This window comes from Streptomyces sp. BI87, from assembly GCF_025957665.1.
Classification (GTDB): Bacteria; Actinomycetota; Actinomycetes; order Streptomycetales; family Streptomycetaceae; genus Streptomyces; species Streptomyces albidoflavus.
On record NZ_CP110079.1, the window covers coordinates 1,034,486 to 1,060,755 of the forward strand.

Consider the following 26,270-nt stretch of genomic DNA (forward strand, 5'->3'; position numbering starts at 1 on the left):
CTCGGCGGGCCCGCGACCGCCTGTCTCACTTGTGCCGGTAGTGCTTGATGGAGTCGTCCTTGGCCGCCGCGTCGGCGAACTCCTGGCACTTCTTCATCGCCTCGGCGGGGGTCATGCGGCCCGCCATCATCTCGCCGATCGCGCCGACGCCGATCTTCTGCTTCTGGAGCTCGACGTACCAGTCCTGGAGACGCGGGTTGAGGATGTTCTCCCCGGCCTTCTCCAGGGCGGCGACGGCCGACTTGAGGGCGGAGGTCAGCTCCAGGCCGTCGGTGCCGCCGTCGAGGGCGGTCAGCGACTTCACCTTGCCGGTGAAGTTCTTCGAGGAGTTCTCGCTGAGCATGATGCGCAGCTGCTCCATGCCGCCGTCGGGGTTCTTCGCCTTCTTCGGGACGATGAACGGCTCACCGCCCGAGGCCCACAGGGTGCCGAAGGGCAGCTTGTCGGAGCTGTCCAGGCTGGAGGGGGCGGCGACCTTCATCTCGAAGTCGTCCGGCGTGGTGCCGGCCGCCTCGTTCTCCACCCAGGAGCCGTTGGGCAGGAACAGCGCCTTGCCCTGCGTCCAGGCGGTCTGCGACTCGACGTGGTCGATGCCGGGGGTGCCCTTGAGGACGTACCCCTTCTTGAACAGCTCGTAGTACGCCTCGAAACCGGCCTTGACCGCCGGGTGCTTCCAGGCGTTCGGCTCCAGGTTGTCGATGGCGTCCAGGACCTCGCGGCCGCCGATCTTCCCGATGAACGGGTAGAGCGAGAAGGGGATGTAGTACGGGTACTTGCCCGCGTACGTCCAGCCCGCGATGCCCTTCTTCTTCGCCTTGGCGCAGAGCGCCAGCATGGCGTCCCAGTCCTCGGGGTACTCCGCGTCGAGCTTGTCGAGCGCGGTCTGCGAGTACCAGACGCCGTAGACCGTGTAGGCGTAGTTGAGGATGTAGCAGGCGTCGCCGTCGTACTGGCCCATCTCGATGATGCCGGGCCGCAGGATGTCGCGGACCTTCTTCGAGGGGTCGTCGATCGAGGGGGCGTCGAGCAGCGGGGTGAGGTCGGTCAGCTGGTCCTTGCCGACCAGGACGCCCATGTCCATCTGCTCGGCACCGGAGTTGTCGATGAGGTCCGGAGGGGTGCCGCCGTTGAAGCGCGGCTGCAGCTCCGACTGGATCTTCTGCGTCGAGCCGAACTTGACCTTGGCCTTCGGGTACGTCTTCTCGTACACCTTGACCGCGTCCTCGGCGTACTCGACGCCGAAGCCGCCGTCGAACAGGACGAAGTCGAGCGGGGCCGAGGCGTTGACGCCGAGCGGGTTGTCGGTGCTCTTCTCGCCCTTCTCGACCTTGTTGTCGGCCGAGTCGCCGCTGGCGCAGGCCGAGAGGAAGCTCATCGTGGGGACGGAGATCAGCCCGATGGCGGCCGACCGCTTGATCAGAGAGCGCCGGTCGATTCCTGAGGTGGAACCCATGCTCAAGTCCTCGCTTTCTCCAGGACTCAGGCGGTGAACCGGAACCTCCCCGGCACCGCTGGTGATGTGAAGCTGGGGTCGTGCTGGATGTGCGACGGTGCTGGGTTCACGGGACGCGAAGGGGGGCCGGGGGAGACACTGTGCTCCCCGGGTCCCCCGGGGCTCCCCCTGACCCGTCCGGCCCGGGGCGAAGACTCCGGGCGGACGCCGACAGGTATAGTCCACTCTTCGCGCGGGCGGCAAGATCGAACACAGTATTGACCGGCACTCTTTCCCGAGTTGAGACCTCCGGCCGGTCGTCGGCTCAACACGCCCCGGGCGTAACGGAGTCGGGCATTCTGGTCAGCGGGGGCGGGCGGTGCGGGGCCCGGCGGCCCGGCAGACGCGACGAGGGCCGCACCTCCGCCGGAGCGGGGGTGCGGCCCTCGGCCGCTGTGCGGCTGGTCCGCGCGGGTCGCGCCCCGGGTGGGGCGCGGCGCCGCTACTTGCGGATCAGGTTGCGCAGCACGTACTGCATGATGCCGCCGTTGCGGTAGTAGTCGGCCTCGCCGGGGGTGTCGATGCGGACGACCGCGTCGAACTCCACACCGGTGTCGGTGGTGACCTTGACCGTGGACGGGGTGGAGCCGTTGTTCAGCTCGTCGACGCCGCTGAAGGAGAAGGTCTCCTCACCGGTCAGGCCGAGCGTCTGGGCGGAGTGGCCCTCGGGGTACTGGAGCGGGAGGACGCCCATGCCGATGAGGTTGGAGCGGTGGATGCGCTCGTAGGACTCGGCGATGACGGCCTTGACGCCCAGGAGCGCGGTGCCCTTGGCGGCCCAGTCGCGGGAGGAGCCGGAGCCGTACTCCTTGCCCGCCAGGACGACCAGCGGGATGCCCTGGTCGATGTAGTTGCGCGAGGCGTCGTAGATGAAGGACACCGGCGCGTCGGCGGCCTTCTCGGCCTGGGTGAAGTCGCGGGTGAAGCCGCCCTCGGTGCCCGGCGCGATCTGGTTGCGCAGGCGGATGTTGGCGAAGGTGCCGCGGATCATGACCTCGTGGTTGCCGCGGCGCGAGCCGTAGGAGTTGAAGTCGCGGCGCTCGACGCCGTGCTCCGTGAGGTACTTGCCGGCCGGGGTGTCGGCCTTGATGGCACCGGCCGGGGAGATGTGGTCGGTGGTGACCGAGTCACCGAGCTTGGCGAGGACCCGGGCGCCGGTGATGTTCTCGACCGGGGCCGGCTCCATCTCCATGCCCTCGAAGTACGGGGGCTTGCGGACGTAGGTGGACTCGGTGTCCCACTCGAAGGTGTTGCCGGTCGGGATCGGCAGCGCCTGCCACTGGGCGTCGCCCGCGAAGACGTCCTGGTAGGACTTGTTGAACATGTCCTCGCCGATGGCGTTGGCGACGACGTCGTTGACCTCGGCCTCGGTCGGCCAGATGTCGGAGAGGTGGACGGCGTTGCCGTCCTGGTCCACGCCGAGCGCGTCCTTGGTGATGTCCACCTTCATGGAGCCCGCGATGGCGTACGCGACGACCAGCGGCGGGGAGGCCAGGTAGTTCATCTTGACGTCGGGGTTGATCCGGCCCTCGAAGTTGCGGTTGCCGGAGAGCACCGAGGTGACGGCCAGGTCGTTGTCGTTGACGGCCTTGGAGACCTCGTCCGGCAGCGGGCCGGAGTTGCCGATGCAGGTGGTGCAGCCGTAGCCGACGAGGTTGAAGCCGACCTTGTCGAGGTACGGGGTCAGGCCCGCCTTGTCGAAGTAGTCGGTGACGACCTTCGAGCCCGGGGCGAGGGTGGTCTTGACCCACGGCTTGCGGGTCAGGCCCTTCTCCACGGCCTTCTTGGCGACGAGGGCGGCGGCGACCATCACGTACGGGTTGGACGTGTTGGTGCAGGAGGTGATGGCGGCGACGGTGACGGCGCCGTGGTCGATCTCGTAGGTCGAGCCGTCGGGGGCGGTCACGGTGACCGGCTTCGACGGGGTGCCGTTGGAGACCGCCGGGGAGTCGGAGGCCGGGAAGGACTCCTTGCCGGCCTCGTCCACGTCGGCCTCGGAGACGTAGTTGCGCACGTCCTGGCCGAACTGGGCGGCGGCCTCGGCGAGGACGATGCGGTCCTGCGGGCGCTTGGGGCCGGCGATGGAGGGGACGACCGTGGAGAGGTCGAGCTCCAGCTTCTCGGAGAAGTCCGGCTCGGCGGCCGGGTCCAGCCACAGGCCCTGCTCCTTGGCGTACGCCTCGACCAGGTCGACCTGCTGCTTGCTGCGGCCGGTCAGGCGCAGGTAGTTCAGCGTCTCGTCGTCGATCGGGAAGATCGCGGCGGTGGAGCCGAACTCCGGCGACATGTTGCCGATGGTGGCGCGGTTGGCGAGCGAGGTGGCGGCGACGCCCTCGCCGTAGAACTCGACGAACTTGCCGACGACGCCGTGCTTGCGCAGCATCTCGGTGATCGTGAGGACCAGGTCGGTGGCGGTGGTGCCGGGCTTGAGCTCACCGGTCAGCTTGAAGCCGACGACGCGCGGGATGAGCATGGAGACCGGCTGGCCGAGCATGGCGGCCTCGGCCTCGATGCCGCCGACGCCCCAGCCGAGCACACCGAGGCCGTTGACCATGGTGGTGTGCGAGTCGGTGCCGACCAGCGTGTCGGGGTACGCCTGGCCGCCTCGCACCATGACCGTGCGGGCCAGGTGCTCGATGTTGACCTGGTGGACGATGCCGGTGCCCGGAGGGACGACCTTGAACTCGTCGAAGGCGGTCTGGCCCCAGCGCAGGAACTGGTAGCGCTCGCGGTTGCGGCCGTACTCCAGCTCGACGTTCTGCGCGAACGCCTGGTCGGTGCCGAACTTGTCGGCGATGACCGAGTGGTCGATGACCAGCTCGGCGGGGGCCAGCGGGTTGATCTTCGCCGGGTCGCCGCCGAGCTCCTTCACGGCCTCACGCATGGTGGCGAGGTCGACCACACACGGCACACCGGTGAAGTCCTGCATGATCACGCGGGCGGGGGTGAACTGGATCTCCTGGCTGGGCTGGGCCTGCGAGTCCCAGCCGCCCACCGCGCGGATGTGGTCGGCGGTGATGTTCGCGCCGTCCTCCGTGCGGAGCAGGTTCTCCAGCAGCACCTTCAGGCTGTAAGGGAGGCGCGCGGAGCCCTCGACCTTGTCCAGCCGGAAGATCTCGTACGACTCGTCGCCCACGCGCAGCGTGCTGCGGGCGTCGAAGCTGTTCGCCGACACGACAGTCTCCTTCATCAATGTGCGCGTTCTACCGCAATTCTGCCGCCCCGCACTCGCACCAGTCAGCTAAGGTAGGGCTAAGTTAGGTAAGCCTTACCGGCGGCGGTCGCGGTCTCGCCCTGGGTAGATATCTCGATGTCGAGATAACTCTAGTACATGACCGCGTACGAGGCATGCCCCGGGGTTGATGAGTGGCGCGCCGGATCGAGCGGATCGCCGCCGAGGACCCGTTCGCCGCCCACGGCGTGGCGGGGTACGTCATCACCACCCCCGCCCCCGGCCGGGTGCGTCCGGCACTCGCCCCGCTCCTGCCCCAGGACGGCTGACCCGCTCCCGTTCCCCGGGGACGGCTCCGGCCAGCAGGTGCAGCCCGGCCGCCGCCAGCAGCGCGGCCGGGAGCGCGACGCCGGACAGCTGCCCGGCGAGGGCGGCCCCGGCGGCGTACCCGGTCGTCTTCAGGCTGGCCCCGGTGGTGAAGAGCTGGGCCCGCAGCCGGGCGGGCGCCTCCCGGTGGCGCACCGCGAACAGGGCGGTGAGCTGCGGGCCTTCCCCGGCGCCGGCGAGCAGGGCGGCGACGAGGACGAGGACCGGGTGGCACGTGGCCGCCAGGAGCAGGGCCGCACCCTGGAGGAACGCCGTCCACCGCAGGAGCGCGCCCGACGTGGCGCGCAGGGGGTACCGGGCGAGTACGGCGTTGGCGAGAAGTGCGGCGCCGGCCACGACGGCCAGCAGGGCGACCCCCCGGGCGGCGCCCCCGAGAACCCGCTCCCCCAGCGGCACCGCGCAGGCCGCCAGCATCCCCTGGGCGGCGCAGGAGAGCACCGAGGTCACGGTGGCGCCCCGCAGGGCCGGGTTACGGGCCGTCAGGCGCAGCCCCGCCCGGAGGGCTGCCACGCCGGAGCGGGCGGCGGGGGCGCCGGTGCGGGCGAGGGGGGCGCTGGTGCGGGCCCGCCCGGCCGGACCCGGCAGCCGCCAGGCAACCGGGACGGCGAGCAGGAGCAGAGTGACGGCGAGCGTGGCGGGGGCCGAGGGGAGCGTCCAGGCGGCGAGGGACGCGGCGAGGGCGGGTCCGGCCAGGCTCGCGAGGTGGAAGGTGGCGGCGTCGCGGGCGGTGGCGGCGGGCAGGCCGCCCGGGGCGGCCACGTGCGGCAGTTGGGCGCTCCAGCCCCCGGCGAGCGCGGGGGCGAAGAGCCCGGCGGCGGCCGCGCAGGCCAGTGTCACCGCTACCGGCGCCCGGCCCGCACCGAAGGCCGCCAGCCCGAGGCCGAGCGCGTACAGCAGAAGGGCGGCGGCGAGCAGGCGGCCGGGGCGCGGGGCGCGGTCGAGCAGGACGCCCACCAGCGGGCCGCCCAGGACCGCCGGAACGGTGAGGGCGGCGAGCAGCAGGGCGCCGGTGGCGGGCGAGCCGGTCACCGCGAACCCGGCCAGGAGCAGCGCCGGGCCCGCCAGCTCGTCCCCGGTCCTGGCCAGAGCACCTCCGGCCAGGAACCACCGCACCGCGTAACGCTTCGTCATCCGCCGGACGTTACCCAGGTAACGGAAAACCGCACAAGAAGCGTTACACTCCCCCGATGGCTGCCCCCTCCCCTCCCTCGGGCCCCTCCGCGCGCTCGAAGACTTTTGACGACTGGTCCACGCGGCACTCGGTGCGGGCGGTGGCGGAGCGCACCGTGGCCCTGGTCAACGCGCTGGCCCCCGAGCACCCCGACCCGGCTGCCGTCGCCGGGCTGCTGCTCCGCCACGGGGAGCGCGGCCCGCTCACCCTCACCGAGGCCGACGTCGCCCCGATGCGATCGGCGGCGCTCCAGCTCCGCGAGGTCCTCGCCGCCACGGACACGGACACGGCCGCCCGCGCCCTCAACCGCCTGCTGGCCGCCGGCACGGGCCCCCTCCGCCTCACCTCCCACGCCGGGACCGCGCCCTGGCACCCGCACCTCGACCGCGACGACGACGCGGCCTGGGGCGAGTGGCTGCTGGCCTCCTCCTGCATGGTGCTGGCGGTGCTGCTCTGGGACCGCCAGCTGCCACCGGGCGCCGTCTGCGCCTCGGCGAGCTGTCAGGACGTCTTCCTCACCCAGGGCTCCGGCCCCACCCGCCGCTACTGCTCACGCCGGTGCGCGACGCGGGAACGGGTGGCCGCCCACCGGAAGGCGCGCGCCTGAACGGGAATATCCACGCGGGCGGTGTCCTTGGACAGGCCGCACACGGTTCCGGTACGGGGAGGGAGTCCCAGGTGGTCCAGGTCCAGGCGGGCGGCACGGCGGAGTTCGACGCGGGCGGGGAGTTCGACCGGCAGGTGGCGAGGCTGCTGGAGGCGGGGTACCCGGCAGTGGCCGGGGTGCCGGAGGAGGAGTTCGCGGCACGGGTGGCGCCGCTGCGCCAGGTGGTCGTGGACCGGGCGGCGGAACTCTCCGCACCGGAGCCGGAGAACGGCCGGGTGCCGTTCCTGCTGGTGGTCTCCCGCGCCCTGGTCCCCGTCGAGGAGGCGGTGGCGCGGACCACCCTCGCCGGGAAGAGCAAGCCCGGAATCGTCGACCGGCACTACAAGCCGGGCGAGTTGGAGCGGTTCACCACCCTGGAGGAACTGCGGCCGGCCGGCGAACCCGCCGCCCACCTGCTGTTCGGCGTGGAGCGCGGGGAGGAGTTCTGCGGCGCGGTCCCCGCCGACGCCATGGCGGAGATCGCCGGGCGCGGGCGGACCACCCTGACGATGGAGGAGGGCCTCGCCCTGGTCACCCAGTACCCGGCGGCCCTCGCCAAGAACAAGTGCTTCTCCCTCGGCGCCACCCGCTGCGGCGACCGCCGCGTCCCGGCCCTCTGGATCAGCGAGGGCGCCCCGAAACTCGGCTGGTGCTGGGAGGGCAACCCGCACACGTGGCTGGGGATGGCGTCGGCGGACGGTGGGGTGGGGGCGCGGGTGGGGGTGTAGGGGCCGGCCGTCAGCCGGCGCGTTTCCGCTGCCCGCCGTCCAGCCGTCGCGCCACCACATGGGCCCCGGCCGTCACCACCCCGGCGAGCCCCAGGCCGAGCGCCGCGCCCCCGGCGCCGGCGGGGCGCAGGAGTCCGGCGCGGCGTAGGCGGGTGCGGGCCGCCAGGGTGAACGGGAGGACCAGGAGCGGGGTGGTGGCGACGCCGGGGGTGTAGCCGCGTACAAGGGCGGACTGGGCCAGATGGACCAGGCCGTGCAGGCCGAAGCCGTCGAGGACGGACTGGTAGGCCGCCGAACGGCCGCCCGTGCGACGCCCCTCGACGGCCGCCGCGCCGACGACGAGGCCGACGCCCGCCATGGCGAGGCCGAAGCGGCGTACGTCCACCTCCGCCATCTCCCGCCAGAGCCGGTCCGGCACCTGCGGGAATCGCTCACGTAGCTCGGGCACCCGCGCCGGCCAGTGCCGCATCGCCAGCAGTTCCTCCACGTCGTGCAGCGCCCAGGCCCCGAGAAGGCCGAGCGTCACCCAGGCCGGCACCGCCGCTTCCCCCTCGCCCCCCGCGTCGAACCGTCCCGTCGTCTCCCCCTGTGTGGTCATGCGGCGGAGTCTGCCAGCGGTGCGGCCACGCGGGCGGCGGAACGTCCGACTCGCCGTCAGACCCCCTGGCGCCAGGCCCCCGTACGGGCGCCTCCCCCGAACGGACCCCCCAACAGGCTAGCATCTCATATCTGAGATAGCCTGCGGGCATGGCAGACGACTACCTGGTACGCATCGGCAAGCTCATCCGTGACGCCCGTCAGCATCGCGGCTGGACACAGGCGCAGCTCGCCGAGGCGCTCGGCACCAGCCAGAGCGCGGTCAACCGCATCGAACGCGGCAACCAAAACATCAGCCTTGAGATGATCGCTCGAATTGGTGAAGCCCTGGACAGTGAAATCGTCTCTCTGGGCTACGCCGGGCCGATGCATCTGCGGGTGGTCGGCGGGCGGCGTCTGTCCGGCGCGATCGACGTCAAGACGAGCAAGAACGCCTGTGTCGCGCTGCTCTGCGCCTCGCTGCTGAACCGGGGGCGCACCACGCTGCGCCGGGTCGCCCGCATCGAGGAGGTCTACCGCCTGCTGGAGGTGCTCAACTCCATCGGCGTCCGCGCCCGCTGGATCAACGACGGGCACGACCTGGAGATCGTCCCGCCCGCCGACCTGGACATGGCCGGCATGGACCAGACGGCGGCCCGCCGCACCCGCTCCATCATCATGTTCCTCGGCCCGCTGCTGCACCGCATGGACCGCTTCAAGCTGCCGTACGCCGGCGGCTGCGACCTCGGTACGCGCACCATCGAGCCGCACATGATCGCGCTGCGCCGCTTCGGCCTGGCCATCACCGCCACCGAGGGGCTGTACCACGCCGAGGTGGAGACGCCCGAGCCCTCGGACAAGCCGATCGTGCTGACCGAGCGCGGCGACACGGTGACCGAGAACGCGCTGCTGGCCGCCGCCCGCAAGGACGGCGTCACCGTCATCCGCAACGCCTCCTCCAACTACATGGTCCAGGACCTCTGCTTCTTCCTGGAGGCGCTGGGCGTCCGCGTCGAGGGCATCGGCACCACCACGCTCACCGTCCACGGCGTCCCCGTCATCGACGTCGATGTGGACTACTCCCCCTCGGAGGACCCGGTCGAGGCGATGAGCCTGCTGGCCGCCGCCGTGGTCACCGAGTCGGAGCTGACGGTGCGCCGGGTGCCGATCGAGTTCCTGGAGATCGAGTTGGCGGTCCTGGAGGAGATGGGCCTGGACCACGACCGCACGCCGGAGTACGCCGCCGACAACGGCCGCACCCGGCTGGTCGACCTCACCGTGCGCCCCTCCAAGCTGGAGGCGCCGATCGACAAGATCCACCCCATGCCGTTCCCCGGCCTGAACATCGACAACGTCCCGTTCTTCGCGGCCATCACCGCCGCCGCCTCGGGCCAGACCCTCATCCACGACTGGGTCTACGACAACCGCGCCATCTACCTCACCGACCTCAACCGCCTCGGCGGCCGCCTCCAGCTCCTCGACCCCCACCGCGTCCTGGTGGAGGGCCCGACCCGCTGGCGCGCCGCCGAGATGATGTGCCCGCCCGCCCTGCGCCCCGCCGTCGTCGTCCTCCTCGCCATGATGGCCGCCGAGGGCACCTCGGTCCTGCGCAACGTGTACGTCATCAACCGCGGCTACGAGGACCTGGCCGAACGCCTCAACTCGGTGGGGGCGCAGATCGAGACGTTCCGGGACATCTAAGCGACGGCATCCGGGCCTCCGGTCCGCGTGGCCGCACCGTGCGCACGGACGACGCCGCCCACGTCCCTCCCTCCAGGGGGACATGGGCGGCGTCTCGTCATGCGTCGGCCGGGGGCTCAGCCCCTCCCGGTCGCCGTCGACCGGGCCGGCACCGTGAGTTCGTGGCCGTCCGAGAAGGTGACGGTCACCGGGTCGGAGCCGTGGTTGTGGGCGGCGTAGGTGCGGGTGTCGCCCTTGGCGAACACGGCGGCCGTGGGCAGGTCGGCGGTGACCGAGGGGTCGGGGGCGCCCAGGGTGTCCAGGGTGGTGAGCCAGTGGTAGGTGTGGGCCTTGGACTCACCCGCTTCCGGGGTGTATCCGGCGTTGCCCGCGTCCCACTTGGCCTTTGCGGCGCCGGGGTCGGCCAGGGACTCGAACTCCCAGAGGATGTCGCGCCATTCCTCGGCGGGGCCGCCGTTCTCGCGCTCCATCTCGGCGATGTTGCGCCGGATCGCGTCCTTGTGGCCGCCCAGGTGCAGGGAGCCGCCCGCGGTCACGGGCAGGACGTTGATGCCGTGGATCTCCTCGGGGTTGGCGGTCCACCAGGTGGAATACGCGCCGCCGCTGCCCCACACCATGCCGACCGTGTCGTGGCCGAAGTCGCCGGGGAAGACCTCCTCGTCGGCGTCGAACCAGTACTGGGCGATCGACTCGCCCTCGGTGGCGAGCAGGTAGCTGCCGAGGTCGCGCAGTTCGGAGTCGCCGGTGGCCGAGCCCCAGAGCACCAGGGCGGCGCTGAGGTTGGTCGACTCCGAGGAGGACTCCTGGTTGTTGCCTGCGGCGAAGCCCTGATGGCCCGAGGCCCAGCTGTGCCCGGCGTAGACGTCGAAGCCGCGCAGGAACGGGAAGGCGGTGTCGGTGCGGCTCGGGTTGGCCGTGTCGCGGATCAGGGTCTCGACCATGCCGCCCCAGGCGGAGTCGGCGGCCCAGCCGGCGTCGTACTGGGCGACGATCGCGGCGGCGTAGACGTAGTAGCCGTAGTGGAAATGGTGGTCGTTGAGTTCGCTGTCGCTGCCGTAGGAGGCCGGGTAGCCGGTGAGGGTCTTCCACTCCGTGTCGTAGGAGAACTCGCTCGCCCCGCCCGCGGTGAACCATTCCTCCAGGCGGTCCTGGAGGAGGCCGACGAGCTTGTCGCGGGTGGCGGTCTCGCCGATCTGGTCGGCGAGCGGCACCAGTTGGGCGAGCTTGCCGAGTGCCTTGCCGGTCCAGTAGGTGTCCGAGGCGCCGGAGAACGGGTCGGAGGAGTCGGCGACCTCGGCCAGGTAGCCGCGGAGCCGGTCGGTGTCGACCGCGTCGTTCTTCGGCAGCCCGGGCAGGACCGGGGCGGCCTTCTGGCTGGTGGTGAAGGAGGTGCCCTCCCGGACCTTCATGGTGCCGCGGGGGGAGACGTAGGTGTACGGCGTGAGGGCGTCGGTGGTGTGCATCCACTGGTGCCGGTAGAGCGCCTGGAGGGTGCCGCGTTCGGTGCCCTCCTTGGCCTCGGTGGTCAGCTCGTAGGTGGCGCCGACCGTGCCGTCGGAGGAGTTCCAGTCGACCTGTGAACCGGTGACGAAGCTGAAGGCGTACGCGCGGTAGGTCTCCAGGGCGTCGGTGGAGGGCAGGACGGCGAGCGAGAAGTAGTCCTTGTCGCCGAGGCCGGCGGTGATGTCGGTGCCGGAGACGTTCCAGTCGCTGCCGGTCGGGGCGAAGAGGGCGTAGTGGTGGCCGGCGACCGTGATGCCGAGGACGTTGCCGTCGTCGGCGAAGACGTCGGGGGTCCCGGCGGTGGTGATGCGGGCGTCGCCGCCCTCGCCCTCGGCGTAGACGAAGGGCATGCCGTGGCCGATGGTGGTCCGCAGGGTGCGGTCACCGTCGGACCAGTAGGGGGTGACCGTCCAGTCGGACCAGTCGTCGGCCTTGGTGTCGGGCGAGTTGAGCCCGCTCAGGCCGAGGGTCAGGTCGGCCTTGTGCGCGTACTCGTACTGGCGGCCCTCGCCCACGACCGTGGGGCTGGTCGGGTAGCCGACCTCCAGGCCGCCGGAGACGGCCTGGTAGGTGAGGGGGTGGCCGTACATGGGGGTGGAGTACGGGTTGTCGTCGTACCGCTGGAAGGCGAGCGAGGACCACCAGTCGTTGGTGGGCACCGGCTTGTCCTTGGCGGCCTCGGTGACCTTCGGGGTGACCGGCGCGCCGGTGTTGGTCGTGGGGCCGGTGGTGCCGGGCGGCCGGGTGTCGGAGTAACTCCCGGCGCCCACGGGCACCGTGGCGGCCGACGCCGGGGTCGCGGCCGGGCCGAGGCTCACGGCGGCGAGCGCGGCGGCGAGGACCACCGCGGCGGCAGGCCGCGATCGGGGGGTTGGCATGGGGCACCTCGTGTCGTCGTGGGGACGGGCTCGGCGGAGGCAGCCGCGGACAGCCGGGGGGAACAGGGTGGGGGGCGCGCCGCGGAACCGGACAGAGGGTGCAAGAGCCCAGCCTGAGAGCGCTCTCAGGTGACGGAAAGGTAAAACCTCGGAAATCTGTTGTCAATACATCGCGCGAGAGAGGGAGTTGAGCCCGGTCATTCCTTCAACTCTTGACGGCGGTCCAGCGCAACAGGCCCAGCAGGAGCTGGGCCGCGCCCGGCATGAAGCGGGAGCCGTGGTGGTACACCGGGGTCCATCGTGGTGACGAGGAGGCGGCCGGGGGTGGAGACGCGGTCCTCGTCGGAAGCCGAAGGCGTCGGTGACCGCACCGAGGGAACCGACGCCGAGCAGCATGGCGAGGACCCCGCCGAAGGAGGCACCGGAGGCGACCCCGATGACGTCCGGGCTGACCAGCGGGTTGCGGAAGACGCCCTGGAGGGCGGCGCCGCCCAGCAGGGAGAGCAGGACGCGGGGCAGGCGGACGTTGAGGGCGACGCTCTCTTCGTTGCCGGTCCAGGTGCGGTCGACGGGGAGGAACTGTCCGGCGAGGAGACGGACGATCTCGTTGGGCGGGACGACGTAGCGGCCCAGCGCCGCGCGGCAAGGGCGACCAGCAGGGTGAGGACGGCGAGAAGCGGCAGGCGCAGGCGGCCGGGAAGGCGCCCCGCCCGCCGCTCCTCCGGTCCGGCCTGGCCCGCGGGTGACGGGGCCTCAGGCGCGGAGGCCGTCATAGCCGCTGCTCCCGGCGTTGAGACCGAGGTGGAGAACGGCGTCGGCCTCGGCGCGGGTGAGGCGGTGGCCGTACAGCTTCTGGAAGGTCTCGGCGAGCTGGGTGCGCGGGCCGATGCGACGGGCCAGGGCGGGGTGGAGGATCTGCGCGGCCGGCGCCACATCAGAGGCGACTCGCAGCAGGGCGGGTCCCAGCGGTAGCCGCCGAGCGGGATCTCGTAGACGCGGCGTTCGCGGACGGCGCGGAGACCGGCGAGGCGCTTGTCGGCGTAGAAGGCTGCCGGGGTGGCGGTGTCGAAGCCGGGGAGCAGGACGACCTCCGGGTTTCAGGCGAGTATCTGCTCCACGGAGACCTGCGGGGTGCCGGTGGCCTCGTCGCGGGCGACGTTGACGCGCCGACCGGCTCGGTCCAGTGGTTCATGCACCGGGTCTTGTTGGCGGTGGTCCAGCCGTCGGCGGCGGTGCGCAGGTAGAGGACGGAGACGGGGTCGCCGGCGCGGTCCTGGGAGGCGACGAGCTTGCGTACGGCCGCGTCCTCCTCGTGCATCCAGTCGACCAGTCCGCTCGCGCGCTTCTCCTTGCCGAGGAGGGTGCCGAAGACGCCCTCCTCGTTGGCCTGGAGCGTGGACTCGTTGACGCCGACGATGCGGGAGTGGGAGCCGTCGACGGCGGCGATCATCCAGGGCGAGGGGATGATCGCGGTGGCGATCCGCTCGACCGGCCCGTCGAACCGGATCTCCCGGCCGCGCTGGTCGGTAATGGTGAACCCGGCGGCTCCGGCGCCGAGTCCACGCAGGAGGGTGCGGCGCGGCGTGGGGGTGGTGAGGAAGGCAGGGGGCATGACCCGTTCCGGAGGTTGAGCGGTGAGGTATGGCTACCCAACTCAACCGGAATCGATCATTCCTCCGGGTGGTGTGTGGTGGTGGTCCTCCGGCGCCGGCCCTCAGGGACGGCGCGTACGGTCCGGCCGGGCGAGCCGGCCCAGCGAACGGGCCGGGCGCGGCGGGCCGGGGCGGCGCGGCGAGGGGATGGCCCGGCTCCGGGGCGAGGCGCTGCCCGGATGGCCGCAGCCGGCGCCGGCGTTGCGGCGGACCGCACCCGCGACGGTCGCCGCCACGCGCAGCACGCGACTGAGCCCGGTGAGGTGGAAGACGCGCCGGGCCGCAGGGCCCGGCGCGGCCACGCAGAGGATTCCGCCCGCGGCGGCGGCCCGCTCCCTGGCGCGCAGCAGGAGGTGCAGCGCCCGGGGTGTCACCACCCGCGCCCGCACGTGCACCACCACGACGCTGGCTCCGGCGCCGGCCTGGAGCGCGCGGAGTTCCGCCTCGACGGTCTCCTCGTTCTCGGGGTCGACGATGACGTCGAGCGGGACGACCGTCACGGGGGTGTGTTCGGCGGACATGGCGGAATCCCTCATGGAACCCTCCGGATACGGGTGGTCTCCTGGTGGGCCGCTGCCTGACCTCAGGTCGACACCTGCCCCGGACCCCGCGGACCATGCGGGATGGAACGGCCGTCTTCCGTGCCGGGCCTGGTGCCCGGTCAGCCGCGGCCCTTCCCGGCCAGGGCACGGCCCTGCGCGTGCAGTTGCTCCAGGGCGTCGAGCATGACGGTACGGCGGTGCCAGTCGAGCCACTCCCCCGCCTGGGCCACGACCAGGTCCAGGGCCTTCCACTCGGTCTCGGTCGGGGCGGGGCCCGGCGGCGGGCCGTACAGGGTGATGACGCCCGAGCTCTCGCCGGAGGCGGAGCGCAGCGGGGCGTACCAGGCGTGGCCGATGCCCGCCGCGCGCAGCGCCTGGCGGGTCTCCTCGGTGAGCCGGGCGTCGGCGAGCCCGTCGGTGAGGGCGCCGCGTCTGCCTTCGCGCATGGCGTCGGTGGCGGGGCCCCGGCCCGCGCCGTCCGGGCCGCGGGTCAGGTGGTCGAGGAGGGCGTCGGGGATGCCCTGGTGGGCCTCCAGCTGCGGGCCGATGAGCGGGTCGGCGACGTGCAGCAGCCCGCGCGCACTTCGTACGCAGCGCAGGGCGGTGCTCAGGACCGCCTCGGCGAAGGCGCTCCGGGGCACCCGGCTGCGGCTCAGCCAGGGGGCGAAGTTCAGCTCGGGGGCGGGGGCGCGGGTGCGGCCGGGGAACCACTGGGGGCCGTCGGCGGGGCGCGGGGCGCTGAGGAAGACGGAGGCGAGGGTGCGGAGTTTGACGTTGTGCTGCTGGGAGCTGTCGCGCAGCAGGTCGAAGGCGGCCTCCGCGTCGCGCAGTCCGTAGCGCTCCTGGAGGATGCCCTGGGCCTGGGCGATGAGCGGGCGGGTGCGGAGGCTGGCGCGCAGGTCGTGCACCTCGGCCTCGCTCTGGCTCCCGCCGCCGGCCGGCGTCCGCTCCGGGCCCGGGGCCGCCTCCTCGGCGGAGCTCCACCCGCCGGTGAGGACGAGGCGCGGCGTGTTGCCCGCGCCGTCGAGGACGAGGCGGATCAGCCGGCGGGCGGCGGCGTCGGAGAGTTCGGCGCCGGGGCCGAGTTCGACCGCGACGTAGGGGCCGGCCGAGATGGCGAGGGCCTGTTCGAGGCAGGCGGCGAGCCGGGGCCAGGTCTCCGCGTCCACGTGCCCCGTCAGGCGCACCGTCGTCACCTGGGCGGACGGCCACGACCGCGTGGTACTGGACAGCGTGAAGGGAGTGGGGGCCACGGAAGATCTCCTGAGCAGCGCGAAGCGACGGGCCACGCTGCTGGACCCGGCTCCACCCTAGAGGATCACCCGGGGTCGCGTGTGCCAGGTGGGGGCGGGCGCCGGTGGCCCTCCTCACTTCCGCGGCTGGAAGCTGCCCTCCTGCGGCGGCTCGCCGGTGACGTTCTGGATGAGCTGCACGCACAGGTCCCGGAGCTTGATGTTGCGGTTCTGCGAGGCGGCACGGAGGAAGGCGAAGGCGTCGTCGGCGCCGCACCGCTGCTGCCCCATGATCACGCCCATCGCCTGGTCGATGACGGTCCGGGAGCGCAGCGTGGCCTGGAGGTCGGCGGCGGACTGCTGGGCGTCGGCGATGCGGACGGCGAGGACGAGGGCGCCGGACGCCTGGGCCGCGACGAGCCGCAGCCGCTCCTGGTCGGCCGGGGCGAAGGCGCCGGGCTGCTCGGCGTAGAGGTTGAGGGCGCCCGCCATGCCGTTCCGCTCCTTCAGCGGGAGGGAGAGGGAGGAGCGGGTGCCGCGGTCGACGGCGAACGGCGGGTAGGGCATCCACCGCGTCTCCTTCGCCATGTCCGTGACGTACACCTCCTTGTCGTGGCGCAGCGCCTCCAGGCAGGGGCCGTCGTCGATGGTGTACTGCATCTCGTCGAGCGGCGGGGCGGTGCTGCCGGCGCTGGCGACGGTGTAGGGGCGCCCGTCGCGTTCCAGGGTGACGCCGCAGCCGTTGGCGCCCGGCATGCGGCGCCTGGCCTCGGCGGCCAGTTCGGCGAGGAAGGCGTCGAGGGTCTCGCTCTCCACCAGGAGGGACTGGGCGTCGAAGGGGGATGTCTCGTCCATGGCGTCTCCGTTCGGCTCTGCGGGCCGGGCCGGCGGGGCCCCTCTCCCCCACCCTCGCACGCCGGGGGCGCGCGCGGGTCACCGGAGGGCGGAGCTGCGGCGGTACTCCCTGGGCGGCATCCCGTAGGCGCCACGGAAGGCGCGGGTGAAGGTGGAGTGGTCGTTGAAGCCCCAGCGGGCCGCGATGTGGTGCACGGGGACCGTGCCGAGCGCGGGGTCGGCCAGGTCGCGGCGGGCCCGTTGCAGGCGCTGGCGGCGGACCCAGGCGGCCACGGTGGTGTCGCGGCCCTCGAAGAGGCGGTGCAGGTGGCTGACGGAGATGTGGTGGGCGGCGGCGATGGCCGCGGGTGACAACTGCGGCTCGTGCAGGTTCCGCTGGACGAACGCCTCGATGCGCAGCAGCAGCGTGCGCCGGCGCGAGTCGTCCGGTACGGCGTCCTCGGCGTCGAGGTGGTGGGCGAGGACCGCGCGCAGCAGGTCGAGGGCGACGGTACCGAGGCGCGCCAGGTCGGCCGTGGAGTACGCGGCGGAGCCGGCGGCCGTCCCGGTCAGGAACTGGGTCAGCAGCCCGCCGACCCCGGCCCGCCCGTCGAGGGCGGTGCCGAGCAGCCTGTCGAGGCGGCCGGCGGGCAGGTCCAGCAGGGCCCGGGGCACGTGAGCGCGGAGGAGAGCCGCGCCTTCCCCGCCGGGGGCGAGCCGCAGCTCGAAAGGCCGGGAACTGTCGTAGAGCGCCAGTTCGCGCGGCCCGAGCACGGCCTCCCGGCCCGCCTGGCCGAGCCCGACACGGCCGCGCAGGGGCACCAGGACGCTGGAGAGTTCGGGGTCGGCCTGCCGGACGAGCCGCGGCGTACGGACCACTTCGGAGGGGGAGGCGGTCAGTTCCACCACGTTCACCGCGGCGAGGTCCAGGGAGCGCACGGTGGCCCGGAACTTCTCGGGGGCCGGGGCGAGCATGCGCATCGGGTGCTCGCTGGTCGTGTACAGCTCGTCCAGGACCGCCAGGCCCTCCCCCGGCGCCACCTCGTCGCTGCTGAACAGCAGGTGCATCGGCCGCCCTCTCCCCCGCGCGTGGCTGCCAGCAGGGTGCCGCCCCCGGCCCCTCCCACGCAACAAGCGGCGGCCGGATCGGGCCAGCCGGGCGGCCTGAGGGTTCTCCACCCGGCGGCCCCGCCGGAAAGGCGTCAGGGCGGGTGAGCGGGTACGTTCCGGATGTCGGCGGCGCCCGCGCCGCGGAGCGAGCGGACGAGGAGCGCGCCATGTCCACCATCCCGCCCAGCGCCTCGCTCGGCGTCTACTCGGAGGTCGGCCGGCTGCGCAAGGTGCTGGTCTGCTCCCCCGGGCTCGCCCACCGCAGGCTCACCCCGACCAACTCCCGCGACCTGCTCTTCGACGACGTGATGTGGGTGGAGAACGCCCAGCGCGACCACGCCGCCTTCGTTGCCGAGCTGCGCCGGCGCGGCGTGGACGTGGTGGAGCTGCACGCGCTGCTCGCCGAGACGATGGGCGTGCCCGGGGCGCGGAACTGGCTCCTGGAGCGGAAGGTCACCGCCGACCAGGTCGGGATCGGCCTGATCGACTCCACCCTCGCCTACCTGGAAACCCTGGACGACCGGCGCCTCGCCGACCACCTCGTCGGCGGCCTGGCCACCACCGACCTCCCCGAGGAGTACCGGACCGGTTTCGTGGCCCTGGCCCGCGAGTCCACCGGCGGCCACGCCTACCTGCTGCCCCCGCTGCCCAACACCCTCTACACCCGCGACACCACCTGCTGGCTCTACGACGGCGTCACCCTCAACCCGCTGTACTGGCCGGCCCGGCGCGCCGAGACGATGCTGATGAAGGCCGTCTACCTCTTCCACCCCGACTTCGCCGGTTCGACCGTCTGGTGGGGCGACCCGGAGCGCGACTGGGGGCAGGCCGCCTTCGAGGGCGGCGACATCATGCCGGTCGGCGAGAAGGTCGTCCTGATGGGCATGAGCGAGCGCACCTCGCGCCAGGCCATCACGCAGGTCGCGGCGGCCCTCTTCGCCCGGGGCGCGGCGGAGCACGTGATCGTCGCCGGGATGCCCCGGCTGCGCTCGGCGATGCACCTGGACACCGTCTTCACCTTCGCCGACCGCGACGTGGTGACCCTCTACCCGAAGATCATGGAGGCGGTGCGCACCTTCTCGCTGCGCCCCGGAGACCGCGCGCCGGGGCTGGAGATCACCGACGAGGGCGACCGCCCGTTCACCGAGGTGGTGGCCCGCGCCCTCGGCCTGCCGGAGCTGCGGGTCATCGAGACCGGCGGCGACGTCTACGCCTCCGAACGCCAGCAGTGGGACAGCGGCAACAACGCCGTCGCCCTCGAACCGGGCGTCGTCTTCACCTACGACCGCAACACCCAGACCAACGCCCTCCTGCGCCAGGCCGGCATCGAGGTCCTGCCGATCGTCGGCGCGGAACTGGGCCGGGGGCGCGGCGGCGGCCACTGCATGACCTGCCCGCTGATCCGCGACGCGGTGGCGTTCTGACGGGGCCGCCCTTCTCCACGGAGGGCGACGCGCAGCCGTCAGCCGCCGCCCGGGGGGTGCCCGTCCTCCGGCCCGTCCTTGGGGGCGGCGTCCTCGCGGTCGGGGTCGGGACGGGGGTGGCTGCGCGGCATGTCGGGTTCCTCGCTGAGCTGTTCGTCGAGGTCGTCGAAGAGGAGGTCGGCGTGGACGCCGCCGGTGCGGTACGCCGAGCGGGCCACCAGGTGGGAGGCGACGGGCCCGGTCAGCAGCTGGAAGAAGATGATCAGGGCGAGGGTGCCGGCGTCGATGCCGGTGCGCAGCCGCAGCTCGACTCCGACCAGGACCAGCAGGATGCCCAGGGCCTGCGGCTTGGTGGCGGCGTGGCTGCGGGAGAGGACCTCGGGGAGCTTGACCATGCCGATGGAGCCGAGCAGGCAGATGGCGGCGCCGAGGAAGACGAGGAAGGCGCCGACGGTGTCCGCGGCCTGGGCCCAGGGGGTGGGGTTCATGCGCTGCGGTCCTCCTCCACGGTGGCTTCCCGCCCGTGGGCGGCGGCGGGCCGGTCGCGTACGGCGATGAACCGGGCGATGGCCACCGATCCGGTGAAGCCGAGGAAGGCCAGCACCAGCATGATCGGGAAGTAGAACGGGTCCCGGCTGAAGGCGGCCTGGGCGCCGAGGCCGGCGATGATCAGGGCGGCGGTGACATCCAGGCAGATGGCGCGGTCGAGCATGGAGGGGCCCCGCCAGAGGCGGACCAGCAGCAGGGCTCCGGCGAGCAGGATCATCACGACCGCCGCGGTCAGCAGGACGCGGTCGATCCATTCGAAGACGGTCATGTCGCGTCCTCCTGCCGGGGGTCGGCCGAGACGCGCGCGATCTCCTCGCGGCTGCCGAAGGCCCGGACGGTCAGTTCCTCGGTCCGCCAGACGGACCGGCGGGCGGTCTCCAGCGCCTTGGGATCGTCGGCGTCCAGGACGTGGACGAAGAGGGTGGCGGTGGCGCGGCGCAGTTCGATGACCGAGCCGCCGGGCACGTTGGAGACGGCCACCGCGGTGGCGGTGAGCATGAGTTCGGAGCGGCAGCGGAGCGGGATCGCGAGGACGGCCGCGCGGTGCGGGTAGTCCACGAAGATCTGCTTGGTGACGCGGACCCCGGAGATCCACATGTCCCAGAGCAGGTAGACCACCAGCTTGAGGATGCCCCAGGGGTGCAGGCGCAGGCCCAGGTCGGCCGGGGGCAGCGGGAAGGCCAGGCAGAGCAGGACGCCGACGACCACGCCGTTGACGAGGTTGGCCCAGGAGAAGGTGCCCCAGAGCAGCAGCCAGATGACGGCGAGCCAGACGACGAGCGGCAGGTCGAGCACCCTGCGGTGCCGCCCGTGGCCGAAGGCCATGGAGTAAGGCGGGAGTTCGGGGGACCGCGCCGACCAGGTGATCACGGCCTGAGCACCTCCTCGATGTACGGCGTCCGGGTCAGCAGTTCCTGCGCCGAGCGGTCGGTGTAGGCGGCGAGCGGACCGGCGAGCACGGTGTAGGAGAGGCCGAGCACGACGGTGGCGGCGGTCGCCGCGAGCATGGTGCGCGGGGGCCGCTTGGTGGTGGTGACGGCCTTCCCGGTGATGCTGGTGGCGACGACCTGGCCGCCGCCCGGCCGCACCGGGATGCCCTGGTCGTCCTGCGGGGTGACGGCCGGTCCGCCCTCGTCGGCCGCGTCGTCGTCGGCGTCGTCGGCGTCGTCGTCGGCGTCGTCCTCCTGGGACTCCATGACGGTGCCCTCCGCGGCCTGACCGGGCGGTTCGCTGCGCCAGAAGGCGAGGTTCCAGACCTTCACGACGACGTAGAGCGTCAGGAGGCTGGTCAGGGTCGAGCCGCCGACCAGGACCCAGGCGAGGACCGACCCGTTGTCGACGCCGGCCCGCATCAGGGCGAGCTTGCCGATGAAGCCGGAGAACGGCGGGATGCCCGCGATGTTCATGGCCGGGACGAAGAAGAGCAGGGAGAGCAGGGGCGCGCTGCGGGCCAGGCCGCCGAGCCGGGTCAGCTCCGTGGTGCCGCCCCGGCGTTCGATCAGCCCGGCGACGAGGAAGAGCGTGGTCTGCACGGTGATGTGGTGGACGACGTAGACGATGGCGCCGCCGATACCCGCGCGGTCGGCGAGGCCGATGCCGAAGACCATGTAGCCGATGTGGCTGATCAGGGTGAAGGAGAGCAGCCGCTTCAGGTCGGTCTGGGCGACGGCGCCGAGGATGCCGATGATCATCGAGGCCAGCGCGACGACCAGGAGCAGGTTGCCGAGCCGGTTGCCGGGGAAGAGCAGGGTTTCCGTGCGGAGCATGCAGTAGACGCCGACCTTGGTGAGCAGGCCGGCGAAGACGGCGGTGACGGGGGCGGGCGCCGTCGGATAGGAGTCGGGCACCCAGGCGGCGACCGGGAAGACGGCGGCCTTGATGCCGAAGACGGTCAGCAGCATCGCCTGGACGAGGGTGGTGACGCCGAGGGAGAGGTCGTCGAACCGCTCGGCGAGCTGCGCGAAGTTGACGGTGCCGGTGGCCGCGTAGGTGATGGCGATGGCCACCAGGAAGATCATCGAGGAGAGCAGCGAGATGATCACATAGGTCGAACCGGCCCTTATCCGGGGACCGGTGCCGCCGAGGGTGAGCAGGACGAAGCTGGAGACCAGCATGATCTCGAAGCCGACGAAGAGGTTCATGAGGTCGCCGGCGAGGAAGGTGCAGGCGATCCCGGCGACCAGGATCAGGTAGGCCGGGTGGAAGACGGCGAGCGGGGTCTCGTCGTCCTTGTCTGCCATGCCCTGGCCGAGCGAGTAGACCAGCACGCAGAGGGTGACCAGCGAGGAGACGGTGAGCATCAGCCCGCTGAGCCGGTCGGCGACCAGGGTGATGCCGAGCGGCGGGGCGAAGTCGCCGAGGTGGACGGAGAGCGGGCCGTCGTCGGCGGCGATCATCAGGACGACCGAGATCACCACGACGGCGGTGAGCACGGCGACACTGATGAACCGCTGGAACCGCTTGAGCCGGATGCCCGCCGCGAGGCTGAGGCCGGTGACGAAGAGCGGCAGCAGCACCGGCAGGGGGACGAGTGCGTTCACCTGAGGTCTCCTGGGGGCTGCGGGCGGTCGGCCCGGCCCGGGCGGGGGTACGGCTTGCGGGCGCTCTCAGGACCGGGCGGGGTCGAGGGGTAGGGGGCGGGGCCCGGGTGCGGGTCGGGGGCGGGGTGGTCCCCGGGGCGGGGCCGGCGGCGGACCGCCTCGGGGGAGCCGTCGGGGACGGGGTCCTCCGGGGGGTGCTGGGCGTCGGGGGGCGGGACGACGCGGCGCGGCCGGGTCGCGGTGGCGCCGCTGTCGTCGTCCGGGGCGGGGGCCTCGCCCGGGCGGGCCGGGGTCGCGCCCCGGGCCTCGGGGGCCTGGCCGCCAGGGCGCGTGTCCTCCTCGGCCGGGGCTTCGGCGTGCCGGTCGGGGGCCTCCTCGCCGCCCGGGGTGGGGGGCTCGGGGCGGGTGGTGGTGTCGGTGGCCTGGGGGCCGGCCGACTCGGGGGCCTCCTGGCCGGTGGCGCCGGGTTCGGCGGGGGCGGCGGCCGGTTCGTCGGGGGCGGAGGTGTCGGGGGCGCCCGAGGGGCCGGTGTCCGGGCGGGAGGGCCCGGTGCCGTCGGGGCCGGGCGTCTCGGGGCCGCCCTCCTCGCCGCTCTCCGGGCCCTGCGGGTAGTCGGCTGGGTCGGCGCCGAGGATGTCGTTCCACAGGTCGCCGGACGCGTCGCGGCCGCGTGCCTGGAGGGCGCGGTCGGCGCGGAGGCGGGCGCTGAGCTGGCGGCGCTCCGCGCGGTAGCGGCGGCGCACCTCGGGGTCGCGGTCGGCCTCCCGGTACCGGCTGCGCAGCTGGCTGCGCTCGTCGTAGACCTCGCTGCGGAGGGCGACCCTGCGGTCCTCGATGTCGTCGTGGATCTCGTCGGTGCCGGTGAGCTGGTAGGAGCGGTAGGCCATGGCGAGGATGAACGCCGTGGTGGCGAGGGTGATGACGATGGCGGTCAGCGTGATGGCCTGCGGCAGCGGGTCGGTGACGGAGGCCGGGTCGACGCCCGGGTAGAGCAGTGGGGCGGGCCCGGAGAGTCCGGTGACGGAGAGCAGCAGCAGGTTGATGCCGTTGGAGGTGACGACCGCGCCGAGCAGGATGCGGGTCAGCGGCCGGGTGAGCAGCAGGACGCCGCCGACCGCGATCAGCACGGTGGCGGTGACGAGCAGGGCAAGGCTGATGGTCATCGGCCGTCTCCTCCTCCGGTGGCGGGATCGGTCGGGTCCTCGCCGCTCCGGGTGGCGAGGACGCCCTTGGCCCCGACGGTGCCCTCCGCCGCGGCGCGTTCGATCTGCCGGTCGACCTTGGCGCCGAGGGCGCGGACGATGTCGAGGACGACACCGAGGACCAGCAGGTAGACGCCGAAGTCGAAGAGGACGGGCGTGGCGAGGTGGTACTCGCCGAAGAGCGGCAGGTGGCCGTGGTACTCGAAGGCGTGCAGGACCGTTCCGTCGGCCAGGCCGAGCAGGGCGGTGGCGGTCATGACGAAGAGGCCGAGCCCGGTGAAGAGGCCGGGCTGGCGGGGCGCGGCCTCGGCCAGTTCGAAGCGGCCGCCGGCGAGGTACCGGGTGATCAGGGCGACGCCGGCGACCAGGCCGCCGATGAAGCCGCCGCCGGGCAGGTTCTCGGCGCAGAAGAGCAGGTAGACCGAGAGCACCAGGATCGGGTGGAAGATCAGCCGGGCCAGCACCTCGAAGACGACCGAGCGGTGCTCGGGGGCGAGCGAGCGCCCGGCGGCCAGCCAGGTCCGCTCGCGGGTGCTGTCCGGGCCGGGTCCGGGGCGCCCCACGCCGCGCGAGGAGAGCGACCAGATGGTCCGGTCGTACGGGATCTCCTGGCCGGCGCTGTCGGTGCGGCGGTGCAGGAAGATGAGGCTGGTGACGCCGACGGCGGCGGCCGCGAGGACGGCGGACTCGCCCATGGTGTCCCAGGAGCGCAGGTCGACGAGGATGGTGGCGACCACGTTCTTCAGGCCGTGGTGGGCGACCTCGGTCACGATCGGTTCGCCGTCCGGGCGGGCGGTGCGCGCGGAGGCGGCGACCCAGACGGCGACGGCGACGACCAGGGAGCTGGCGAGGGCGACCGGGATGCGGGCCCAGCGGCGCCAGGGGCTGAAGGACTCCTCGAAGTGGACCGGCATCCGGCGCAGCACCAGGATGAAGACGATCATCGAGACGGTCTCGACGCCGAACTGGGTGAGGGCCAGGTCGGGGGCGCCCTGGAGGACGAAGAGCAGTGCCGCCCCGTACCCGGTGAGCCCGGCCAGGACGACGCCCTTCATGCGGCGGCTGACGGTGAGGCACATCAGGGCGGCGGCGCAGGTGAGGGCGGCGATGGCGGCCTGGAGCGGGGAGTCCCAGCGGGCGGGGGCGCGGGCCCCGGTCCACGGCTGGTCGGTGACGAGGACGGCGAGCTGTCCGGCCAGCATCACCAGCAGGGTGACGGCGAGGTAGACGGAGAGCGAGCCGCGCTGGACGAAGCCGGTGACCTGGAGGGAGACGCGTTCCAGGCCGAGGAGGACCTGCCCGTAGACGGCGTCGGCGGTGGGCCAGGCGACGCGCCGGGAGAGGGTGCGGACCTCCTTGCGGGCGAGGAAGAGCAGCACACCGGCGACCCAGGCGACGACGGACAGCCCGAGCGCGGTACCGAAGCCGTGCCAGAGCGCGAGGTGGTAGGGGCTGGCGGGGGCCGTGTACTGCGAGGCGTAGGTGGCGAAGAGCTCCTCGGTCGAGCTGACGCCCGGTCCGAGGACCAGTCCGCAGACGGCGAGGACGGCGGCCGGGCCGAGGAAGAGCCAGTCGACCTTCTGCGCGGCCGTGTCGGGGACCCCGGTCTTGCGCGCGAAGGCCCCCCAGACGAAGCGGAGGCTGTACGCGGTGGTGAGCGCGGAGCCGACGACGATGACGCCGAGCGCCCACAGGTCGGGGGTGTCTCCCTCCAGCAGCGACTCGAAGGCGGCCTCCTTGGCCGCGAAGCCGAGCATCGGCGGGAGGGCGGCCATGGAGAGGGCGGCGACCACGGCGGTGCCGGCCACCCAGGGCAGGGTGCGGCCCACCCCCGAGAGGCGGCGCAGGTCACGGGTGCCGGTGGCGTGGTCGATGATCCCGGTGACGAGGAAGAGCGGGGCCTTGAAGACGGCGTGGGCCAGGATCATGGTGACGGCGGCGAGCCCGACGTCGTACTTGCCGTCGCCGGCGAGGACGATCAGGAAACCGAGCTGGCTGACGGTGCCGTAGGCGAGGACCAGTTTCAGGTCGTGCAGGCGCAGCGAGCGCCAGCCGCCGAGCAGCATGGTGGCGCAGCCGAGGACCAGGATGGGCGGGCGCCACAGGGAGAGGTCGCCGAAGGCGGGGGTGAGGCGGGCGACGAGGTAGATGCCGGCCTTGACCATGGCGGCGGCGTGCAGGTAGGCGCTGACCGGCGTGGGGGCGGCCATGGCGTTCGGCAGCCACATGCTGAACGGCCAGATCGCCGACTTGGAGAAGGCGCCGCAGAGGATGAGCAGGGCCGCGATCTCCAGCAGGGTGGAGGAGGGCGGTGGGGAGGCGAGGATCTCGGAGATCCGGTAGGTGCCGGTGACGTGGCCGAGCATCAGGAACCCGACCAGCATGACCAGTCCGCCCAGCGTGGTGACGGTGAGCGCCTGGAGGGCGGAGCGCCGGTTCTGCTTGTACTCGCTGCCGTGGCCGATGAGCAGGAACGACAGGACGCTGGTGATCTCCCAGAAGACGTACAGCAGGATCAGGTCGTCGGCGAGGACCAGGCCGAGCATGGCGCCGGCGAAGGAGAGCAGGGTGCCGGCGAAGCGGCTCAGGCCGCGGGTGCCGTCGTGGAAGTAGCGGACGCAGTAGACGAGGACCAGCGTGCCGATGCCGGCGGCGAGCAGGACCATCAGCTCGGAGAGTGCGTCCAGGCGCAGTGCGAGGGAGACCTCGTAGGCGGGAATCCACTCCCAGTTCCAGTCCGTGGAGGCGCCCTCGGCGGTGTCCCCCAGCTGGACGACGGCCCACACGGTGGCCGCGAGCGGGGGCAGCGCGAGGACGAGGAACGCCCTGGTGCCGAGCCACCGGACCAGCGGTTTGGCACACATGGCGAGCACGAAGTGGGCGGCGACGAGCGCGATCATAGGGCGCCGGGTCGCTCGGGTCGCCTACGGG

At 72.7% G+C, this 26,270-nt stretch carries 22 protein-coding genes; 4 read left to right on the plus strand and 18 right to left on the minus strand.

Going from position 1 to position 26,270, the window contains the following annotated elements:
- Positions 1-25: 25 nt before the first annotated feature.
- The 3 genes from ngcE to OIM89_RS04420 all read right to left on the minus strand — a co-directional run bounded on the left by ngcE (position 26) and on the right by OIM89_RS04420 (position 6,182).
- Positions 26-1,453 carry an N-acetylglucosamine/diacetylchitobiose ABC transporter substrate-binding protein gene (gene ngcE / locus OIM89_RS04410; RefSeq protein WP_030699212.1) on the minus strand — a complete coding sequence of 476 codons (1,428 nt, stop codon included), beginning with the start codon at positions 1,451-1,453 and terminating at the stop codon, positions 26-28.
- 481 nt (positions 1,454-1,934) lie between these two features.
- Positions 1,935-4,667: an aconitate hydratase AcnA gene (gene acnA, locus OIM89_RS04415; RefSeq protein WP_030699213.1), complete on the minus strand. Its 2,733-nt coding sequence runs from the start codon at positions 4,665-4,667 to the stop codon at positions 1,935-1,937.
- A 261-nt stretch (positions 4,668-4,928) separates the two neighbouring features.
- A complete protein-coding gene (locus OIM89_RS04420) occupies positions 4,929-6,182 on the minus strand; it encodes an MFS transporter (RefSeq protein ID WP_264491012.1) in 1,254 nt (417 codons plus the stop codon).
- Positions 6,183-6,322: 140 nt separating this feature from the next.
- Between OIM89_RS04420 and OIM89_RS04425 the strand changes: the two genes are divergently transcribed.
- Both OIM89_RS04425 and OIM89_RS04430 read left to right on the plus strand, forming a co-directional pair.
- Positions 6,323-6,829, plus strand: coding sequence for a CGNR zinc finger domain-containing protein (locus OIM89_RS04425; RefSeq protein ID WP_037665583.1), 507 nt, complete (start codon positions 6,323-6,325; stop codon positions 6,827-6,829).
- Between the two features lie 71 nt (positions 6,830-6,900).
- Positions 6,901-7,596 (plus strand): DUF5701 family protein, encoded by a 696-nt coding sequence (locus tag OIM89_RS04430; protein ID WP_030699216.1) that lies wholly within the window; start codon positions 6,901-6,903, stop codon positions 7,594-7,596.
- 10 nt (positions 7,597-7,606) lie between these two features.
- Here the strand turns inward: OIM89_RS04430 and OIM89_RS04435 are convergent, their stop codons facing one another.
- Positions 7,607-8,194 (minus strand): HXXEE domain-containing protein, encoded by a 588-nt coding sequence (locus tag OIM89_RS04435; RefSeq protein ID WP_037665584.1) that lies wholly within the window; start codon positions 8,192-8,194, stop codon positions 7,607-7,609.
- Between the two features lie 149 nt (positions 8,195-8,343).
- On the opposite strand from OIM89_RS04435, the gene OIM89_RS04440 reads away from it, so the two are divergent.
- The gene (locus tag OIM89_RS04440) at positions 8,344-9,873 is read left to right on the plus strand and encodes a helix-turn-helix domain-containing protein (protein ID WP_018469489.1); all 1,530 of its coding nucleotides are present in this window, start codon (positions 8,344-8,346) and stop codon (positions 9,871-9,873) included.
- Between the two features lie 116 nt (positions 9,874-9,989).
- Here the strand turns inward: OIM89_RS04440 and OIM89_RS04445 are convergent, their stop codons facing one another.
- From OIM89_RS04445 to OIM89_RS04480, 8 genes are all read right to left on the minus strand, one after another.
- On the minus strand, positions 9,990-12,254 hold the full coding sequence (locus OIM89_RS04445; protein ID WP_264491013.1) for a glycosyl hydrolase: 2,265 nt from the start codon (positions 12,252-12,254) through the stop codon (positions 9,990-9,992).
- Between the two features lie 162 nt (positions 12,255-12,416).
- Complete coding sequence (locus tag OIM89_RS04450) at positions 12,417-12,887, minus strand: iron chelate uptake ABC transporter family permease subunit (protein WP_319802335.1); 471 nt, start codon at positions 12,885-12,887, stop codon at positions 12,417-12,419.
- A 120-nt stretch (positions 12,888-13,007) separates the two neighbouring features.
- Positions 13,008-13,187 carry a hypothetical protein gene (locus tag OIM89_RS04455; RefSeq protein WP_257204516.1) on the minus strand — a complete coding sequence of 60 codons (180 nt, stop codon included), beginning with the start codon at positions 13,185-13,187 and terminating at the stop codon, positions 13,008-13,010.
- Position 13,188: 1 nt separating this feature from the next.
- Entirely contained in the window at positions 13,189-13,866 is a 678-nt protein-coding gene (locus OIM89_RS04460) for a hypothetical protein (protein ID WP_052231089.1), read from the minus strand.
- Between the two features lie 102 nt (positions 13,867-13,968).
- A complete protein-coding gene (locus OIM89_RS04465; protein ID WP_030699220.1) occupies positions 13,969-14,427 on the minus strand; it encodes an STAS domain-containing protein in 459 nt (152 codons plus the stop codon).
- 140 nt (positions 14,428-14,567) lie between these two features.
- A complete protein-coding gene (locus OIM89_RS04470) occupies positions 14,568-15,701 on the minus strand; it encodes an ANTAR domain-containing protein (RefSeq protein ID WP_030699221.1) in 1,134 nt (377 codons plus the stop codon).
- Between the two features lie 114 nt (positions 15,702-15,815).
- On the minus strand, positions 15,816-16,535 hold the full coding sequence (locus OIM89_RS04475; protein ID WP_030699222.1) for a GAF and ANTAR domain-containing protein: 720 nt from the start codon (positions 16,533-16,535) through the stop codon (positions 15,816-15,818).
- Positions 16,536-16,613: 78 nt separating this feature from the next.
- On the minus strand, positions 16,614-17,582 hold the full coding sequence (locus tag OIM89_RS04480) for a helix-turn-helix domain-containing protein (protein ID WP_217466104.1): 969 nt from the start codon (positions 17,580-17,582) through the stop codon (positions 16,614-16,616).
- Positions 17,583-17,791: 209 nt separating this feature from the next.
- On the opposite strand from OIM89_RS04480, the gene OIM89_RS04485 reads away from it, so the two are divergent.
- Entirely contained in the window at positions 17,792-19,048 is a 1,257-nt protein-coding gene (locus OIM89_RS04485) for an arginine deiminase (protein WP_217466103.1), read from the plus strand.
- Positions 19,049-19,086: 38 nt separating this feature from the next.
- Here OIM89_RS04485 and mnhG read toward each other — a convergent pair whose 3' ends face one another.
- From mnhG to OIM89_RS04515, 6 genes are read right to left on the minus strand one after another with little or no spacing between them, the layout of a single operon-like run.
- Positions 19,087-19,536 (minus strand): monovalent cation/H(+) antiporter subunit G, encoded by a 450-nt coding sequence (gene mnhG / locus OIM89_RS04490; protein ID WP_030699225.1) that lies wholly within the window; start codon positions 19,534-19,536, stop codon positions 19,087-19,089.
- Complete coding sequence (locus tag OIM89_RS04495) at positions 19,533-19,865, minus strand: monovalent cation/H+ antiporter complex subunit F (RefSeq protein WP_030699226.1); 333 nt, start codon at positions 19,863-19,865, stop codon at positions 19,533-19,535. The genes mnhG and OIM89_RS04495 overlap by 4 nt, the downstream gene beginning before the upstream one ends.
- A complete protein-coding gene (locus tag OIM89_RS04500) occupies positions 19,862-20,467 on the minus strand; it encodes a Na+/H+ antiporter subunit E (RefSeq protein ID WP_047469478.1) in 606 nt (201 codons plus the stop codon). Before OIM89_RS04500 ends, OIM89_RS04495 begins: the two co-directional genes overlap by 4 nt.
- Positions 20,464-22,137, minus strand: a complete 1,674-nt coding sequence (locus OIM89_RS04505) for a Na+/H+ antiporter subunit D (protein WP_151167800.1) — start codon at positions 22,135-22,137, stop codon at positions 20,464-20,466. The genes OIM89_RS04500 and OIM89_RS04505 overlap by 4 nt, the downstream gene beginning before the upstream one ends.
- Complete coding sequence (locus OIM89_RS04510; RefSeq protein WP_226964568.1) at positions 22,134-23,300, minus strand: Na(+)/H(+) antiporter subunit C; 1,167 nt, start codon at positions 23,298-23,300, stop codon at positions 22,134-22,136. Before OIM89_RS04510 ends, OIM89_RS04505 begins: the two co-directional genes overlap by 4 nt.
- Positions 23,297-26,239, minus strand: coding sequence for a Na+/H+ antiporter subunit A (locus OIM89_RS04515; protein WP_226964567.1), 2,943 nt, complete (start codon positions 26,237-26,239; stop codon positions 23,297-23,299). Before OIM89_RS04515 ends, OIM89_RS04510 begins: the two co-directional genes overlap by 4 nt.
- Positions 26,240-26,270 lie beyond the last annotated feature (31 nt).